Annotated in this window: 14 protein-coding genes and 2 riboswitches; of the genes, 5 read left to right on the top strand and 9 right to left on the bottom strand. The window is 75.2% G+C overall.

Annotation, left to right across the window (positions count from 1 at the left end):
* Positions 1 to 78 precede the first annotated feature (78 nt).
* From ACF0H8_RS02740 to ACF0H8_RS02720, 5 genes are all read right to left on the bottom strand, one after another.
* A complete protein-coding gene (locus ACF0H8_RS02740; RefSeq protein WP_395287461.1) occupies positions 79 to 2,892 on the bottom strand; it encodes a vitamin B12-dependent ribonucleotide reductase in 2,814 nt (937 codons plus the stop codon).
* A gap of 369 nt (positions 2,893 to 3,261) precedes the next feature.
* Positions 3,262 to 4,068, bottom strand: a complete 807-nt coding sequence (locus ACF0H8_RS02735; protein ID WP_395287460.1) for an ECF transporter S component — start codon at positions 4,066 to 4,068, stop codon at positions 3,262 to 3,264.
* 110 nt (positions 4,069 to 4,178) lie between these two features.
* Positions 4,179 to 5,894 (bottom strand): ABC transporter ATP-binding protein, encoded by a 1,716-nt coding sequence (locus tag ACF0H8_RS02730; protein ID WP_395287459.1) that lies wholly within the window; start codon positions 5,892 to 5,894, stop codon positions 4,179 to 4,181.
* The gene (locus tag ACF0H8_RS02725; RefSeq protein WP_395287458.1) at positions 5,891 to 6,988 is read right to left on the bottom strand and encodes a CbiQ family ECF transporter T component; all 1,098 of its coding nucleotides are present in this window, start codon (positions 6,986 to 6,988) and stop codon (positions 5,891 to 5,893) included. Before ACF0H8_RS02725 ends, ACF0H8_RS02730 begins: the two co-directional genes overlap by 4 nt.
* 1 nt (position 6,989) lies before the next feature.
* Positions 6,990 to 7,688 (bottom strand): hypothetical protein, encoded by a 699-nt coding sequence (locus tag ACF0H8_RS02720; RefSeq protein WP_395287457.1) that lies wholly within the window; start codon positions 7,686 to 7,688, stop codon positions 6,990 to 6,992.
* A gap of 134 nt (positions 7,689 to 7,822) precedes the next feature.
* A riboswitch (cobalamin riboswitch) is annotated at positions 7,823 to 7,900 on the bottom strand.
* A 72-nt stretch (positions 7,901 to 7,972) separates the two neighbouring features.
* On the opposite strand from ACF0H8_RS02720, the gene ACF0H8_RS02715 reads away from it, so the two are divergent.
* Both ACF0H8_RS02715 and ACF0H8_RS02710 read left to right on the top strand, forming a co-directional pair.
* Positions 7,973 to 8,524, top strand: coding sequence for a cob(I)yrinic acid a,c-diamide adenosyltransferase (locus ACF0H8_RS02715; RefSeq protein WP_395287456.1), 552 nt, complete (start codon positions 7,973 to 7,975; stop codon positions 8,522 to 8,524).
* A 282-nt stretch (positions 8,525 to 8,806) separates the two neighbouring features.
* Positions 8,807 to 8,957: riboswitch (cyclic di-AMP (ydaO/yuaA leader) on the top strand.
* Between the two features lie 3 nt (positions 8,958 to 8,960).
* Entirely contained in the window at positions 8,961 to 9,749 is a 789-nt protein-coding gene (locus ACF0H8_RS02710) for a C40 family peptidase (protein WP_395287455.1), read from the top strand.
* A 122-nt stretch (positions 9,750 to 9,871) separates the two neighbouring features.
* Here the strand turns inward: ACF0H8_RS02710 and ACF0H8_RS02705 are convergent, their stop codons facing one another.
* The gene (locus ACF0H8_RS02705) at positions 9,872 to 12,199 is read right to left on the bottom strand and encodes a heavy metal translocating P-type ATPase (RefSeq protein ID WP_395287454.1); all 2,328 of its coding nucleotides are present in this window, start codon (positions 12,197 to 12,199) and stop codon (positions 9,872 to 9,874) included.
* A 159-nt stretch (positions 12,200 to 12,358) separates the two neighbouring features.
* Between ACF0H8_RS02705 and ACF0H8_RS02700 the strand changes: the two genes are divergently transcribed.
* Complete coding sequence (locus ACF0H8_RS02700; protein ID WP_395287453.1) at positions 12,359 to 12,934, top strand: D-alanyl-D-alanine carboxypeptidase family protein; 576 nt, start codon at positions 12,359 to 12,361, stop codon at positions 12,932 to 12,934.
* 13 nt (positions 12,935 to 12,947) lie between these two features.
* Here ACF0H8_RS02700 and ACF0H8_RS02695 read toward each other — a convergent pair whose 3' ends face one another.
* Positions 12,948 to 13,403: a CHRD domain-containing protein gene (locus tag ACF0H8_RS02695; protein WP_395287452.1), complete on the bottom strand. Its 456-nt coding sequence runs from the start codon at positions 13,401 to 13,403 to the stop codon at positions 12,948 to 12,950.
* Positions 13,404 to 13,612: 209 nt separating this feature from the next.
* On the opposite strand from ACF0H8_RS02695, the gene ACF0H8_RS02690 reads away from it, so the two are divergent.
* A complete protein-coding gene (locus ACF0H8_RS02690) occupies positions 13,613 to 14,188 on the top strand; it encodes a TetR/AcrR family transcriptional regulator (protein WP_395287451.1) in 576 nt (191 codons plus the stop codon).
* 22 nt (positions 14,189 to 14,210) lie between these two features.
* Here the strand turns inward: ACF0H8_RS02690 and ACF0H8_RS02685 are convergent, their stop codons facing one another.
* Both ACF0H8_RS02685 and ACF0H8_RS02680 read right to left on the bottom strand, forming a co-directional pair.
* Positions 14,211 to 14,663 (bottom strand): SufE family protein, encoded by a 453-nt coding sequence (locus ACF0H8_RS02685; protein ID WP_395287450.1) that lies wholly within the window; start codon positions 14,661 to 14,663, stop codon positions 14,211 to 14,213.
* The gene (locus ACF0H8_RS02680; protein ID WP_395290796.1) at positions 14,660 to 15,559 is read right to left on the bottom strand and encodes a sulfurtransferase; all 900 of its coding nucleotides are present in this window, start codon (positions 15,557 to 15,559) and stop codon (positions 14,660 to 14,662) included. The genes ACF0H8_RS02685 and ACF0H8_RS02680 overlap by 4 nt, the downstream gene beginning before the upstream one ends.
* A 170-nt stretch (positions 15,560 to 15,729) precedes the next feature.
* On the opposite strand from ACF0H8_RS02680, the gene ACF0H8_RS02675 reads away from it, so the two are divergent.
* Entirely contained in the window at positions 15,730 to 16,695 is a 966-nt protein-coding gene (locus tag ACF0H8_RS02675; protein ID WP_395287449.1) for a sucrase ferredoxin, read from the top strand.
* The last annotated feature ends 4 nt before the right edge of the window (positions 16,696 to 16,699 follow it).

Genomic DNA, 16,699 nt, shown 5'->3' with positions numbered 1-16,699 from the left:
CTCGCGAGCGGCCCGCGGAGCAGACGACGTGTCGGGGAGCAGATGACATGTCGCGGGGGCGGCTGGGGGCGTCGGGACTCAGCTGCAGCCCGAGGTGGAGCCGCAGTTCTCGCAGACGTAGCAGCTGCCCGCCGGGCGCATCTTCGTCCCGCAGGACATGCACAGCGGCGCGTCGGCGGCCTGGCCCTGCTGCAGCTCGAGCAGCTCCGCCGAGGAGTGCGCCCGGGAGGGCAGCGCCGGCTCGTCCCCGGCCGTCTGGTTGAAGGTCTCGAGCTCGGCCTGGACGTCGTCGACCTCCTCGGGGGCCTCCTCGTAGGAGCCGGTCTCCGCGTAGCGCTTGCGCTCGGCCGTCGTGTGGATGCCCATGCCCGCCCGCGTCTCGTAGGGCAGGTAGTCCAGGGCGAGTCGCCGGAAGATGTAGTCCACGATCGACTGCGCCATGCGGATGTCCGGGTCGTCGGTCATGCCCGCCGGCTCGAACCGCAGGTTGGTGAACTTCTGCACGAAGACCTCCAGCGGCACCCCGTGCTGCAGCCCGATGGAGACGGCGATCGAGAACGCGTCCATCACGCCGGCCAGGGTCGAGCCCTGCTTGCCGAGCTTGAGGAACACCTCGCCCAGGCCGTCGTCGGGGTAGGACCCGGCGGTCATGTACCCCTCGGCGCCGCCCACGCGGAACGACGTGGTGACGGACGGGCGGGACTTCGGCAGTCGGCGCCGGACGGCGCGCGGCGGCTCCCCGGGCTCCGCCGTCGCCGGCGCGGCCTTCTCCCGGGTCTTCCCGGCGGAGAGCGGCTGGCCGACCTTGCAGTTGTCGCGGTAGACCGCCAGCGCCTTCAGCCCCAGCTTCCAGCCGTCGAAGTACACCCGCTCGATGTCCTCGACGGTGGCGGACTCGGGGAGGTTGACGGTCTTGGAGATGGCACCGGAGAGGAAGGGCTGGACGGCGGCCATCATCTTCACGTGACCCATGGGCGCGATCGAGCGGCGTCCCATGGCGGTGTCGAAGACCTCGTAGTGCTCGGTCCGCAGGCCGGGGGCGTCGACGACGTGGCCGTGGGCCGCGATGTGCTCGACGACCGCCTCGACCGTCTCCTCGGGATAGCCCAGGCGCCGCAGCGCCAGCGGGACGGTCTGGTTGACGATCTGCATCGACCCGCCGCCGACCAGCTTCTTGAACTTCACCAGCGAGAAGTCCGGCTCGATGCCGGTGGTGTCGCAGTCCATCATGAAGCCGATGGTCCCGGTGGGCGCCAGCAGCGAGGCCTGGGCGTTGCGCCACCCGGCCTTCATGCCGGTCTCGAGGCACGCGTGCCACTGCGCGGTGGCGGCGGCGTGGACGGCGGCGTCCATGTCGTTGACCGTGCGCAGGGCGTCGTTCGCCGCGGCGTGCTTGCGCATCACCCGCTGGTGCGCCGCGGCGTTGCGGGCGTACCCGTCGTAGGCCCCCAGCGCCCCTGCGAGCTCGGCGGAGCGGCGGTACGCCGCCGCCGTCATCAGCGAGGTGATCGCGGCGGCCAGCGACCGGCCGCCGTCGGAGTCGTAACCGTGCCCGGTGGCCATCAGCAGGGCGCCGAGGTTGGCGTAGCCGATGCCCAGCTGGCGGTAGGCGCGGGTGGTCTCGGCGATGGCCTCGGTCGGGAAGTCGGCGAAGCCGATGGAGATGTCCATCGCGGTGACGACGAGCTCGACGACGGCGACGAACGCGTCGGCGTCGAAGGTCCCGTCCGCGCGGAGGAACTTCATCAGGTTGACCGAGGAGAGGTTGCACGAGGAGTTGTCCAGGTGCATGTACTCGCTGCACGGGTTCGAGGCGGTGATCCGGCCGGACTCGGGGGACGTGTGCCAGTCGTTGATGGTGTCGTCGTACTGCAGGCCGGGGTCCGCGCACTCCCAGGCGGCCTGGGCGATCTTGCGGAAGAGGGCCTTGGCGTCGACCGTCTCGACGACGCGCCCGTCCCGACGCGCCCGCAGGCCGAAGCCGCCGCCGGTCTCGACGGCGCGCATGAACTCGTCGGAGACGCGCACGGAGTTGTTGGCGTTCTGGTACTGCACGGAGACGATGTCCCGGCCGCCCAGGTCCATGTCGAAGCCGGCCGCGCGCAGGGCGCGGATCTTTTCCTCCTCGCGGGCCTTGGTCTCGACGAACTCCTCGATGTCAGGATGGTCGACGTCGAGCACGACCATCTTGGCGGCGCGGCGGGTGGCGCCGCCCGACTTGATGGTGCCGGCGGAGGCGTCGGCGCCGCGCATGAAGGAGACAGGGCCGGAGGCGTTGCCGCCGGAGGAGAGCAGCTCCCTGGACGACCGGATCCGCGAGAGGTTCAGCCCGGCTCCGGAGCCGCCCTTGAAGATGATCCCCTCCTCCCGGTACCAGTTGAGGATCGAGTCCATGTTGTCGTCGACGGAGAGGATGAAGCAGGCGCTGACCTGCTGCGGCGCCGGGGTGCCGACGTTGAACCACACCGGGGAGTTGAACGCGAAGTACTGGTGCAGCAGCAGCCAGGTGAGCTCGTCGGCGAAGACGGCGGCGTCCTCGCCGGTGGCGAAGTAGCCGTGCTCCCGCCCGGCCCGTGTATACGTGGCGACCACCCGGTCGATGATCTGCCGCAGGCTGTGCTCGCGGGCGTCGGTGCCCAGCGCGCCGCGGAAGTACTTGGTGGCCACGATGGTCGAGGCGTTCATCGACCACGACGCCGGGAACTCCACGCCGCGCTGCTCGAAGACGGTCTCGCCGGTCCGCCAGTTGGTCTGGACGAGATCCCGCAGCTCCCACTCGACCTCGTCGTACGGGTGTGTGCCGGCGGTGGAGAACACGCGCGGGACGGTCAGGCCCTGGCGCCTGCCACGGGGGGAGCCGGTCTTCTTGCCGGCCGCGGGGGTCACGGACATCTGGTCTCCTTCGAAGCCCCTCGGCTGTCCGCTTCGTGGTGCTTGGGCACCAATTGTGGACCCCGAAGCCGCGCGTGTCACCACAACATGTTGGGTGCGGATCGTTGCCCGACCACGACATGTAGTGCCGCGCGCGGGGCCACGGGACCTTGGTCGGTTACGGACGAATCATCCCGCGTGCCGGGTCGCGGGCGCCGGCGGTGCCGGGTCCCGTTGCCGCATCGGCCGCCCTTCGAACAGGCCCTGATCCGGCGTTCGGCGCCCCAAGAGCCGGAACAGGGCCTGTTCGGCGCCTGGAGTGGGCGAGCCGGTGTCAGTCCGGCGCCTGGAGTGGCGAGCCGGTGTCAGTCCGGCGCCTGGAGCACCGGATCAGGGCCTGTTCGACGCCGGAACGTCCTGAGGTGCGAAGAATGCGCGGGTCGCCGCCCGGCGCAGGGTGGCGAGCACCGGGCGGCCGAGCAGCACCACGCCGGCGGCGGTGGTCAGCGCCCGCCCGACGTCCCAGCCCAGCGAGGTGGCGACGCTGTAGAGGACGAACCGGTGCAGGTTCTCGCCCACCGGGTCCCCCGCCACGAACGACAACGCGGTGCCGAACCCGAGCTGGAAGGGCCAGAACGAGAGGTTCATGAGCGCCCCGTACGCCAGCGCGGCGGCGACGGCGTAGCCGGCCAGCAGGGCCAGCTCCGCCCGGCCCCGCGCCCGGGACGGCAGCAGCCCGGCCCCCAGCCCGATCCATGACGCGCCGAGCATCTGGAACGGCAGCCACGGCCCCACCCCGCCGGTCAGCAGCGCGGAGGCGAAGAGGGTGGTCGAGCCCAGCACGAACCCGAAGCCCGGGCCGAACACCCGGCCGGCGAGCACCAGGAGGAAGAAGACCGTCTCCACGCCGGCCGTCCCGGCGGCGAGCGGGCGCAGCACCGCCCCGACGGCGGAGAGGAGCCCGAGGACGGCCACCGCCTTGACGTCCAGGTCCCCGTCGCCGAGCCCCACGAACAGCACCGCGAGCGCCGCCGCCACCACGAGGCCCAGCACGAGCGGCGCGTCGACGCCGCCCGAGAGCGCGGCGCCCGGCCGGACCAGCAGCGGCCAGACGAAGGCCAGCAGCCCGGCCGCCGAGACGAGCGCCAGCGCGACGGCGGTGCGCCGGGTGACCGGCACGGCGGGGCGCGGGGGCACGGCGAGGTTCGGCGGCACGGCAAGGTCGGGCCGGGCGGCCGTACCCGAGCGGCCCCGCCGCGCTGGACCCGGCCCCACCAGACCCCGCCCCCGACGCAGCCCACCGGCCGTCACGCCGGCCTCCCGGCCGGCGTGACCAGCAGCTCGCGAACGGCGTCGACCGTGAGCAGCTGGAGCGGCCGGAGGATCTTGGCGACCTGGGGGGCGAAGGTGGGCGAGCCGACCAGCACGTCGCGCGCCCCGCCGTCGGCCACCACCTCCCCCTCGGCCAGGACCACGACCCGGTCGGCGGCGCCGGCGACGAACTCCACGTCGTGCGTGGCCAGCATGACCGTGCGGCCGTCCGTGGCGAGGCCGCGCAGGGTGCGGGCGAGGGCGGCCTTGCCGGCGTAGTCCAGGCCGCGGGTCGGCTCGTCGAGGAGCACCACGGCGGGGCGCCCGGCGAGCTGGATCGCCAGCGCGAGGGCCAGTCGTTGCCCCTCGGACAGGTCGCGCGGGTGGGCGGCACCGGCGATGCCGGGGGCCAGCCGGCCGAGCAGCTCCCGCGTGGCGCCGGGCGCGGCGCCGGCCTGCCGGTCCGCCGTGGCGCACTCCTGGTCGACGTCGGGCAGGTAGAGCAGGTCGGCAGGGGTCTGCGGCACGAGGGCGATGTGCGTCTGCGCCCGTGCCGGGGGCAGCTCGGCGGGGTCCACCTCACCCGCGGGTGTGACCAGGCGGACGGCCCCGCCCGAGCGCCGGCCCTGGCCGTGCAGTGCCCAGAGCAGGGAGGACTTGCCCGAGCCGTTGCGGCCCATCAGGGCCACCACCTCCCCGGCGTGGAGGTCGAGGTCGACGCCGCGGACGGCGTGGACGGAGCCGTGGCGGACCTCCAGGCGGCGGGCGAGGAGCCGCGCCGGTCCGGCGGCGTCAGCCCGCACGGCACCGGCGGCGTCGGCGTCGGCACGCACGGCACTGCCGGCGTCGGCGCGCGCGGCACCGGGGGCCGGGTCACCGGCGCCGACGGGGGCCCCGAGCAGCTCCAGCCGCTCGCGCAGCGGCGCCGCGCGGCGGCGCGCGTCGCGGACGGACAGCGCGAGCGGCTCCCAGCCCGCGAGCCGGCCGAGCTCCACGATCGGCGGCGCCACGGGCGCGGTGGCGAGCACCCGCGCCGCTTCCCCCGAGGTCGCCGTGCCGTCGGCGTCCAGGGCGATCACCCGGTCGGCGAGCTGGACGACCCGCTCGAGGCGGTGCTCGGCGAGCAGCACCGTCATCCCCAGGTCGTGGACCATCCGGCCGAGCGCCGCGAGCACCTCCTCGGCGGCCGTGGGGTCGAGCGCGGAGGTCGGCTCGTCCAGCACCAGCACGCGGGGCTGGGCGGCAAGCACCGCCCCGATGGCCACGCGCTGCTGCTCCCCGCCGGAGAGGTCCAGCAGGGGGCGGCGGCGCAGCGGCGCGAGCCCGAGCAGGTCGAGCACCTCCTCGACCCGCCTGCGCATCAGCGGCGGCGCGACGCCGAGCTGCTCCATGCCGTAGGCGAGCTCCTCCTCGACGGTGTCGGTGACGAAGCCGGCGAGCGGGTCCTGGCCCACCACCCCGACGACGTCGGCGAGGTCGCGGGGCAGGTGGTCGCGGGTGTCCCGGCCCTCGACCAGCACGCGGCCGGCGAGCAACCCGCCGGTGAAGTGCGGCACGCGGCCGCACGCGGCGCCCAGCAGCGTGGACTTGCCGGACCCGGTGGGGCCCACCACCAGGCACAGCTCACCCTCCGCCACGCACGCGTCCACGCCGCGAAGCGTCGGCGCCGCCGCGCCGGCATAGGTCACCGAGAGGTGCTCGAAGCGGATCACCGGGCACCTCCGAGGGCCGGCGTGGCGGTCGCGGCCGCGGCGGCGAGCGCCAGCGGGGGCAGGGCGGGCCAGGCCAGCACGCCCGGCGGCGGCGCCAGGGCGGCGGGGTCCGCCGTCGCCGCGAGCACGACCGCGAGCGCGGCGGCCAGCCCGCAGCCGGCGATGACGCTCTCACGGGCGCCCCAGGGGTCGGGTCGGTACCGGGTGCGGCGGACCTGCCGGCCGGCCGCGCGCGAGGCCGCGACGGCGACGGCGGCGCCGGCCACGAGCAGGACGCCGCCCAGCGGCCCCGTCCCGGCGAGCAGCCCGTAGGTGCCGACCACCGCCGCCAGCAGGGCCAGCAGGAGCGCGGCCGTCACCCGCCGGTCGCCGCCGCGCACCCGGGAGCGGGCGTACCCGCGCGAGTCCATGGAGGCCGCCAGCGCGATGGCCTGGTCGAGGGAGTCCTGCAGCACCGGCAGGAGCAGGGCGAGCGCCACGCGCGGCCCGCGGCCCTCCATCCCCCGCAGCCGCTGGGCCCGGCGCACCCGCGCGACCGACGTCACGAGCTGCGGGGTGACGGTGACCGCGATGGCGACGGCGGTGCCCAGGTGGTGCAGGGAGGCGGGCAGGCAGCGCAGCGCCCGCCTGGGGTTGGCCAGCGCGTTGGCGGCGCCGAAGCAGACGACGAGCGCGCCCAGGCGAAGGCCCCCCGCGGCGGCGGCCAGCAGACCGGCGGCGCGGACCGGCCCGAGGAGCTCGATGCCGCGCGCCCACCCCGGCAGGCCGACGCGGGGCAGGTCGAGCAGCACCGGGCCGCCGCCGTCGACCCCGACGAGGACGTGGAAGGCGACCCGGACGATGACGATCGTTCCCGCCAGCACCAGGTACCCGGCGAACCCGCGCGCCCAGGGGGAGTCGTCGCGCCGCGCGAGCACCACCAGCACGACGGCGGCGAGGAGCAGCCCCACGACCAGAGGGTTGCTCGTCCGGCTCACCGCCACCGCAGCGCCCAGCGCCCACGCCCACCAGGCCAGCGGGTGCACCGCGACCGGGCGCACACCTGCCGGTCCCGGCGTCCCGGGCCGCGCGCGCACCGCGCTCGGGACACCCATGTCAGCCCCGCCGCCGGGCCAGCAGGACGCCGGCCAGCACGAGCGCCGCGATGGCGGCGACGCCCACCACCAGCGCGACGGGGGTGCCGGCCGCGGCGTCGTCGGCCGCGTCATCAGCCTGCCCCCCGGCGACATCCGGTCCGGGCGCACCGGTGGCCGGCGCCGCCTGCCCGAGCTCGGCGGGCGCGACGGAGGGCGGCGTGCCGCCGTCGTTGTAGCGCCAGCCCTCGACCTCCCCCGGTGCCGGGTCCGCGGTGTCCGCGCCCTCGGACCGCATGGTCCACTCACCGCTGGTCCCGGCGGACCAGTACGCCCAGTAGTTCCCGTCGAACTCGGCCGGGCACGGGTCCGGCAGGGCGTCGATGGCGCAGATCAGCCCGGGTGCGCTGTCCGTCGGGGTGAAGCCCGCCGCCTCGAGCGCGTCCCGGCCGGTCGCCGGGTCGCCCGGCGCGCACCCCACGCGGAGCTCGCCGCCGAGGTCGCTGGAGTCCACGACGACGGTGACGCCCTCCCCCGGCGCGCACGCCCCCGTCGGGACCCCCTCCGCCGGGGTGCCGGCGGGCGGGGCGACGCCGGTGGTGGCGGCGGGCGGGGCGACGCCGGTGCTGGCGGCGGGCGGGGCGACGCCGGTGCTGGCGGCCGCCGAGGAGGCGAGCGCCAGCAGCGCGCCCGCGAGCGTGAGTGCGGCGAGTTGTCGCAAGGGTCTTCCTCTCGGGTGCGGCCCGGGACGGGCCCGGCACCCGCGAGGTCCCCGCAGCCGGCGACGGCTGCCGCGGCCACGGCGGCTCCGGGCTCGCCCGCAGACCTCGACGGACAAAGCCTCTCGCCCCGGTCAGGCATCCCGGCTCGCCGGCGGCCAGGCCGCCAGGCCTACGGTTGCGGGTCAGCGCCGGACTTCGACCGGCTTCCCCTGGGTCCAGGGCGCGGATGTTCAGTTCTTCCTCTACTGTCCTCCCGCCGGGCCGGGAGTGCGATGCTTCCCCGGTGAGCCGGATCTACACCCGTCAGGGCGACGACGGCACGACCGGGCGGTACCTGGGCGGGCGGGTGTCCAAAGCGGACCTCCTCGTCGAGGCGTCCGGCGACGTGGACGAGACCGTCGCCCTGCTCGGCGTGGCCCGCGCGTCGACGGCGGACGCGGCCACCGCCGAGCTCCTCCTACGGCTCCAGCGCGAGCTGTTCGTGGTCGGGGCCGACCTCGCGGCCAACCCCACGCACCGGGACCGCCTCGCCGCCGAGGTGTCGCGGGTGACCCCACGGATGGTCGCCACGCTCGAGGCGCTCATCGACCGGCTGGTCGCGGAGCGCCCGCTGCGCCCGGTGTTCGTGGTGCCGGGAGCGACCCCCGCGGGCGCCGCGCTGGACCACGCCCGGACGGTCGCCCGGCGCGCGGAGCGGCACGTCGTGGCCGCGGGGGACGCGGGCGGCGCCGTCAGCATGGAGGTGCTGGCGTACCTCAACCGCCTCTCGGACCTGCTCTTCGTCCTGGCGCGACACGCCGCCGGAGAGGCGGAGGAACCGGCTAGCCGCGCCTGAGCGCGCAGCGCCCGGCCGGCCGCCATGGCTGCCTCCCGAGTGCCGTCCCCACCGCCCGGATACTCGGGGAACGGCCTCGAACCTATGGCGCCGGGCCCCGGACGGCTGGGCCGAAGGTCCTTTGCGGGTGGCGCCATCCACGTGCCGTGACCCCGGTCGATCGGGCCCTGACCGAATCGCCGTTATCCGGACGTGACTTTCCACTCCCAACTTCCGGTAATGTCTCCCTCGCTTCCGGATCCCCTCCCGGAGGCCTCCGGGCGCAGACCGAACCCTGCCGGCGTCCGGGGAGGTACGAGCCCGTGGCAGGGACGGGGGAACCAGTGATCGCGGCCCGCAAGGGCCTTGGGGTGAAGTGCGGCCACCACGGCGCACCGGGTGCTCTCCCGCCCGAACCCGACAGCTCACCCCGCAGGCCGCCAGGAGAGGTTTGCACGTGACCAGCACGACCAAGGCTCGCCACCGGGCCGCACGCCGTCCTTCCACACCCCTGACCACCCTCGGCCACCGCATCGGCGCGCCGGACGCGCGCCGCGGGCTCGCCACCGTCGCCACCTCGGGCCTCGTCCTCGGCATGGCCGCCACCTCCGCGGCCGCGGCCGGGCCGGAGGCCACCGCGCTGCCGCGGGTGGACGTCTCCGCCGCCGCCGCCGAGGCCGTCACCGCGATGATCACCACCCCCACGGTCACCGTCCCGGCCGACGTGACGTGGAGCGTGGAGAGCGTCGCCGCCGCCAAGGCGACGCCGGCGCCCGTGCGCGAGAGCCTCGCCGCGCGCAGCACCGAGAGCGCCTCGCGCACCGGCACCCGCGCCCAGCTGGCCGACGCGGTCGCGGAGGCGCAGACCGCCACCGCCGCCGCCCCGACGGTCGCCGCGCCGGCGGCCTCGGCCTCGGCGAGCGCCGTCGTCGACTTCGCCCGCCAGTTCATCGGCACCCCGTACGTGTACGGCGGCACCACCCCCGAGGGCTTCGACTGCTCCGGGTTCACGCAGTACGTCTACGCCCAGTTCGGCGTCTCCCTGCCGCGCACCTCCGGCGCCCAGGCGAGCGCCGGCGTGCGCGTCTCCGCCGCCGAGGCCCGCCCGGGCGACCTCGTGGCCTGGCCCGGGCACGTCGGGATCTACACCGGCAACGGCAACAACATCGCCGCCCGCCAGCCCGGCACCCCGCTCAGCGAGACCCCGATCTACCGCTCCGACGCGGTCTTCGTCCGGGTGATCTGAGACCTCAGATCGGCAGAGGGCTCCCGGCGCACCGCGCGCCGGGAGCCCTTCCGTCTCTCCGGCGCGCGACGCCGGCACCGCCGGCCGCTGATCAGGCTTGCCGCCCGGCGGATCCGTCGGAGCTACCGCCCGGCGGGCACCGGCTCCCGCCGCGCCGCCCGTCCGGCGACCTGGCGACTCTCCAGGAGGGCGCCGGCGCTGGCCTCCGGGCGCAGGTCGAGCCGCCGCAGCAGCTGGGCGTTGAGCGCCACGACCACGGTGGACAGCGACATCAGCAGCGCGCCGACCTCCATCGGCAGCACGAACCCGACCGGCGCGAGCACGCCCGCCGCCAGCGGCACGGAGAAGAGGTTGTACCCCGCGGCCCACCACAGGTTCTGCTTCATCTTGTGGTAGCCCGAGCGGGACAGCTGGATCACCGACAGGACGGAGCGGGGGTCGTCCGAGGCCAGGATGACGCCGGCAGAGGCGATCGCGACGTCGGTGCCGGCACCGATGGCGATGCCGACGTCCGCCTGCGCCAGCGCGGGCGCGTCGTTGACGCCGTCGCCGACCATCGCGACGGTGCGGCCCGCGTTCTGCAGCGCGGCGACCTTCTCGCTCTTGTGCTCCGGCCGCACCTGGGCGAAGAGCTGGTCGATGCCCAGCCCGGCCGCCACGGATCGGGCGACGGGTTCGGCGTCGCCGGTGATCATGACGACCCGGATGCCGAGCTGGTGCAGGGCGTCGACGGCCTCCCGCGACTCCTCGCGCACCTCGTCGGCGAGCTCGAGCGCGCCGACCACGTGCCCGTCGACGAGAGCATGCAGGACGATCGAGCCGGCGTCGGACCAGGGCCCCGTCTCCGGCAACGGGTCCTGCCCGTGCTCGGCGAGCAGCGTCGGCCCCCCCACGCTGACCGTGCGGCCGTCCACGGTGGCGCTGACGCCGACGGCGGTGGCGGCCTGAAAGCCGCTGGCCCGCGGCAGGGTCAGCCCCCGCTGCCGGGCGGCGGCGAGGATCGCCCTGGCCAGCGGGTGCTCGCTGTCCGACTCGGCGGCGGCAGCGAGGGCCAGGACCTCGTCCTCGGCGCCGCCGGTGGTCGCGACCCGGCGGACGACGGGCTCGCCCTTGGTCAGCGTGCCGGTCTTGTCGAACAGGACCGTGTCGATCGTGCGCATCTGCTCCAGCGCGGCGCGGTCCTTCACCAGCACGCCGCCCCGGGCGGCACGCTCGGTCGAGATGGAGACGACGAGCGGGATGGCGAGCCCCAGCGCGTGGGGGCAGGCGATGACCAGCACGGTGATGGCCCGGACGAGGGCGCTGTCGGGGGCTCCGGCCACCGACCAGACGACAACGGTGATCGCGGCGGCGACGAGTGCGAACCAGAACAGCCAGTTCGCGGCCCGGTCGGCGAGCAGCTGAGCACGCGTCGAGGAGGACTGCGCCTCCGCGACGAGGCGCTGGATGCCCGCGAGCGCCGTGTCCTCCCCGACGGCGGTGATCCGCACCCGCATGGCGTTGTCCGTGGCGACGGTGCCGGCCACCACCCGGTCGCCGACGGCGCGTCGCACCGGGCGCGACTCCCCCGTGATCATGGACTCGTCGACGTCGGCCGCTCCCTCGACGACCTCGCCGTCGGCGGGCACCCGGCCGCCCGGCCGGACGATGACGACGTCACCCAGCGCCAGGTCCCCAGGGGCGACCCTGACGACCTCGTCGCCGACGATCTTCTCCGCCTCGTCGGGCAGCAGAGCGGCGAGCGAGTCCAGGGCCGACGAGGTCTGCGCGAGGGAGCGCATCTCGAGCCAGTGCCCGAGCAGCATGATGACGATCAGCAGGGCCAGCTCCCACCAGAAGTCCAGCTCGTGCGCGAGGACGCCGAGGCTGGCGCCCCAGGAGGCGACGAAGGCGACCGTGATCGCCGTGCCGATCAGCAGCATCATCCCGGGCTTGCGGGCCCTGACCTCGCTGACGGCACCCGTGAGGAACGGCCGGCCGCCCCACAGGTACATGGCGGTGCCGAGCATCGGCGAGACGGCGGCCAGCCCGGGGACGTCAGGCAGCTCGTAGCCGATGACGTCGGCGAACATCGGGCTCAGCAGGACGGTGGGGACGGCGAACGCCAGCATGATCCAGAAGAGGCGGCGGAACATCGCCACGTGGTCGTGGCCGCCGTGGCCGACCCCGTGCCCGGCGTGCGCGGCTGCCGCACCGTGCCCGGCTTGGGCGGCGTGAGCCGTCTCGTGCATGGCGTGGTCGACCCCGTGAGCGGAGTGGTCGGCCCCGTGGGCGGCGTGGTTGCCGTGCGTCGCGTGGCCGACCCCGGGCGGCGGCTCGTGCCCGGCGGCGCCCATCCCGTGCGCGGCGTGGTCCACGTGGTGCGCGGGGTGACCCGCCTCGGGCGCCGCGTGACCCCTGTCGTGACCGGGGCCCACCGGTTGGCGCGGCATCTCGCCTGATGCGCTCATGTCATCTCTCCTCTCGTCGGAGATACCCCGGCAGGGTATGCGACTGCGCCAACAGGGGCGGCGCGTCCCGCATTCCCGACGACGGTCGGTTCTTCCCGACCAGATCGCCTCACGCGCGGCGCGCGCCGGCCGATGAGAAGTGAGGACGGGGAGGAGACCATGGTGGAAGGCATCGCCGCGATCACGCAGCGCATCGCGCAGATCCAGACGACGATCGCGTCACTGAGCGCCCCCGCCGCGCAGCCCGCCGCGACGTCCGGCTCCGCCTTCACGTCCGCGCTCGACGACGCGCTCGCCGAGTTCGAGGCGCCGCCACTCACCAGCGCCCTGAACGCGGCCGGCGTCCCCACCGAGCTCGCGGCCTACGGCAACGGGCACATCCCGCGTGAGGCGCTGGACCCGGTCGGGGACACGGGCCACCGGCTGTGGGCACCCGCCGCCGACTCGCTCGAGCGGCTCCTGGCCTCGGCCGAGGCCGCCGGCGTGACGATCGGCATCACCGACTCCTACCGCCCGTACGACGTGCAGGTGGACGTCGTCCGCCGCAAGGGGCTGTACTCCGAGGGCGGCCTCGGCGCAGCGCCCGGGACGAGCCCGCACGGGTGGGGGATGGCCGTCGACCTCGACCTCGACCCCGACGCCCAGGCCTGGATGCGCGCCAACGCGGGCCGCTTCGGCTTCGTCGAGGACACGCCACGCGAGCCGTGGCACTGGGCGTACGAGCCCACGGCCTGACACGCGGCCGCTCTCAGCGGAGCTGGGCGCGGATCGCCCCGGCCGGGTAGGGGGCGTTGTGCACGTTGACGTAGTACCCCTCGGGGTCCGCCGCGATCTCCGTCACCAGGCCACGGTCCGCCGTCACGCAGGCGGCGGACAGGCCGGAAGTCGGGGGTTCGAGGGGCACCACGACGGGACCAGCCACCTCCCGCCCACCCCGGTGGATATGGGCGGCGGTGGCGGGCTCGATCCGCGAGGCCGTGAGCACGTAGCAGATCTCTCCCTCGGCCGGGGTCAGGCTGACCAGGGCGAAGCCGAAGCCGTCCGGGTCGCCCGGCCCTGGCCGCTCGGCGCGGCCGGTCATCACAACGAGCGTCGAACGCACGTCGGCGTCCGCCGTCGTTCGGGCGTTGGCGGGGCCGGCCACGGCGACCGAGGCCCCGGCGAGTGCCAGGGCGGCGGCCGCGGCCGCGAGCATGCGCCTCATGGCAGTCCTCCATCGATGCGCCGGACCTAGCTGCCTGCCACCACGCTACGCCAGAGCGGAAGCGTGAGTAATGCCCCTCCCCGAGGCGCCCGAGGGACGGTCTCCGGCGCCCTCGGGAGCCACCACGGCGCATATGCCCAGGTGGCAGCAACCGGACGTGTCCTTTTTCGGACAGTGCTATGCGGGTGTAGACGACGCATCATGTCCGTATGAACAAGACGACCAGAGCCTCCGACCCCCGGGCGCGCCGGACGATCGCCGCCCTGCAGCAGGCGCTGATCGACCTCGCCGGCACGACCCCGCCGCACGAGGTCGACGTGGTCGAGCTGTGCCGCACCGCGGGGCTGCACCGCACGACGTTCTACAAGCACTTCACCAGCGTCTCCGAGCTGGCGGCCACCGTCATCGCCGACCTGCTGGAGCGCATCGAGTGCCCCTCCCGGCTCGAGGAGCACGGCTACGGCGCCTGGCTGTCCGGGGTGCTCGACGAGGCGGCACAGCACCGCGACACCTACAACCGGTTCCTCGGCAGCGGCGGCGACCCGGTGCTGACCCGGGCCGTCGCGGAGCAGCTGCTCCGCAGCACGGAGGAGGCGCTGGCCGCGGCCACCCGGCAGGGCAGCGCGCCGGCTCAGGAGCGAGCCGTCGCCCGCATGCTCGCCTACGCCGCGTACGGGCTCATCGAGACGGTGATCGAGGACGACGGCGTGGACGTGGACCGCTCGGTCGACGCCCTGGTCCGCCAGCTCCCGGGGTCCCTGCGACGCACGATGGTCGCGGCATAGTTCCGGGTCGCCCGGCGCGGCCTCAGGCCGCGGACCTCTCCCGCACCTGGCGCTTGATCCGCCCGAGCATGCCCGCCATGCCGCGCAGCCGCAGCGGGCTGACCACCTCGGCCAGGCCCAGCCGGTTGTAGACGTCGGCCGGCACGTCAAGGACCTGCCGCACCGTCAGCCCGTCGAGGCCCTCGTGCAGGATGCCGGCGAAGCCGCGCGTGGTGGGCGCCTCCTGCGGGGCGGAGAAGTGCAGGTGCACGGTGGCGTCGTCCCCGGCGCCGTCGACCTCGGTGAGCAGGAAGATCGGGGACTGGCACTCCGGCACCGGCTCGAGGAGCTCGGGGTGCTCGGCATACCGCTGGGGCAGCTCCGGCAGCTCGCGACTGAACTCGAGCAGCAGCTGGAGCCGGTCCTGCGGGCTGACGGCGCCGAAGTCCTCCACGATCGCGGCGAAGGCCGGCGGCAGGCCGGTGACGGCGGTCATCGGGCGGGCACCTCCCCGGGCGCCTCGCCGCGGGCGATGGGCGCCCGCACGGCGTTGCCCCACTCGGTCCACGAGCCGTCGTAGTTGCGCACCTGCGGGAAGCCGAGCAGGTGCTGCAGCACGAACCAGGTGTGGCTCGACCGCTCGCCGATGCGGCAGTACGCGACCACCGGCCGGGCCGGGTCGAGGCCCTTCTCGCGCTGGTAGATCGCCTCGAGCTCGTCGCGGCCCTTGAAGGTGCCGTCCTCGTTCGCGGCGCGGCCCCACGGCACCGACAGCGCCCCGGGGATGTGCCCGCCGCGCAGGGAGCTCTCCTCCGGGTAGTCGGGCATGTGGGTCCGCTCGCCGGTGTACTCCTGCGGGGAGCGCACGTCGATCATCTGGCCGCCGAGGAAGTCGAGCACGTCGTCCTTGAACGCCCGCACCCCGGCGTCGTCGCGCTCCACGACGGGGTAGTCGGCCGGCGCGGGGGCGGGCACGTCGGTGGTCATCGGCCGGCCCTCGGCCTGCCACTTGGCGCGCCCGCCGTCGAGCAGCCGCACGTCGGGGTGGCCGAAGAGGGTGAACACCCACAGCGCGTAGGCGGCCCACCAGTTGTTCTTGTCGCCGTAGATGACCACGGTGGTGTCCCGGCCGATCCCCTTGGCGGACATCAGGCGCGCGAAGCCCTCGCCGTCGACGTAGTCACGCTTGACGGGGTCGTTGAGGTCGAGGTGCCAGTCCACCTTGACCGCGCCGGGGATGTGGCCGGTGTCGTAGAGCAGCACGTCCTCGTCGCTCTCGACGACGACGAGGCCGGGCTCGCCGAGGTGGGCGGCCAGCCAGTCGGTGCTCACCAGCCGGTCGGGGTGGGCGTAGGCGGCGAACTTCGGGGCGTCGTCGTACGGCAGGGCCATGGTCACCTCGTCGATCGGGAACTCGGGACTTTGCTCCCCCATTCTCGCACCGCGGGCCAGAACGGCCACAGTGGGTCCGCCCACGTCGCACCGCGGCGCGCCCCCGGCACGGCACCGGGCCCGCCGCCGCGGCGCGCCGCGCCCGCGCCGCACCCGGTACCGTCACCGGGGTGGAGAGCAGGCGACCGGAGGCGTGCAGCCGTCTCAGCCTCGAGAGCGGCGACCCCCTGGCCGGGACGGCGTCCACCGCGCAGGGCTACCTGCTCATCGAGCACAACGGCCCGTGGGGCAAGAAGATCCTGCGCGACGCCCCGTTCACCGACCCGGACGGCACCGACACCCGTCTCGGGAACCTCCTCAGGCCGCTGCTCGAGCCCCTCGAGATCACCCCGCTGCTGGTGAGGCGACCCGGCACCCAGCACGGCGTGCCCTCCCCGGCCGCCGTCATGCTCGTCGCCGTCGGCCCCGACGGCGGGTGCGGCGCCCGCACCGCCGTGCGCGCGCTGTCCCAGATCGCGGGCTGGAACGTGCGCGCGCTGCTGGCCGAGCTGCGCGCCGGCCGGGTGCCGGCGGGCTGGGAGCCGCTGGCCACGCAGTACCTGGTGTGCACGCAGGCGCTGCGCGACGCCTGCTGCGGAGAGCTCGGCCGGCCCATCGCGGCTGCCCTGGCGGCCGCCGACGCGGCCGGCACGTGGGAGGTGAGCCACCTGGGCGGCCACCGCCTGGCGGCCAACGTGCTGGTGGTGCCGGACGGCGTCGTCTACGGGCGGATGGACCGGGAGGACGTGGCGCCGCTCGTCGCGGCGCACGCCGAGGGGCGGCTGCTGGTCGGGAAGATGCGCGGGCGGGCGGCGCTCGCCCACCCGGTCCAGGCCGCCGAGGTGGCCGTGCGGCGGGCCAGCGGGGCCGACGGTGCCGCCGCTCTCCGGCTGATGGGCGTGGAGACGGACGGCGTTCGCACGACGACCTCCTGGGAGGTGGCCGACCGGACCCTCCGGGTGACGGTGGAGACCACCTCCCCGGACGGGCCGCCGCGCCCGGCCAGCTGCGGCGCGGAGCCGGGCCCGCCCCCGGCGCGCCACGAGGTCGTGGCGGTCGAGGACGGGCCGGCCCGTCCGCTCGTCGGCACGGCCTGACGGC

The organism is Georgenia sp. AZ-5, assembly GCF_043952095.1.
Classification (GTDB): domain Bacteria; phylum Actinomycetota; class Actinomycetes; order Actinomycetales; family Actinomycetaceae; genus Georgenia.
This window is presented reverse-complemented; position numbering and strand designations above follow the sequence as displayed.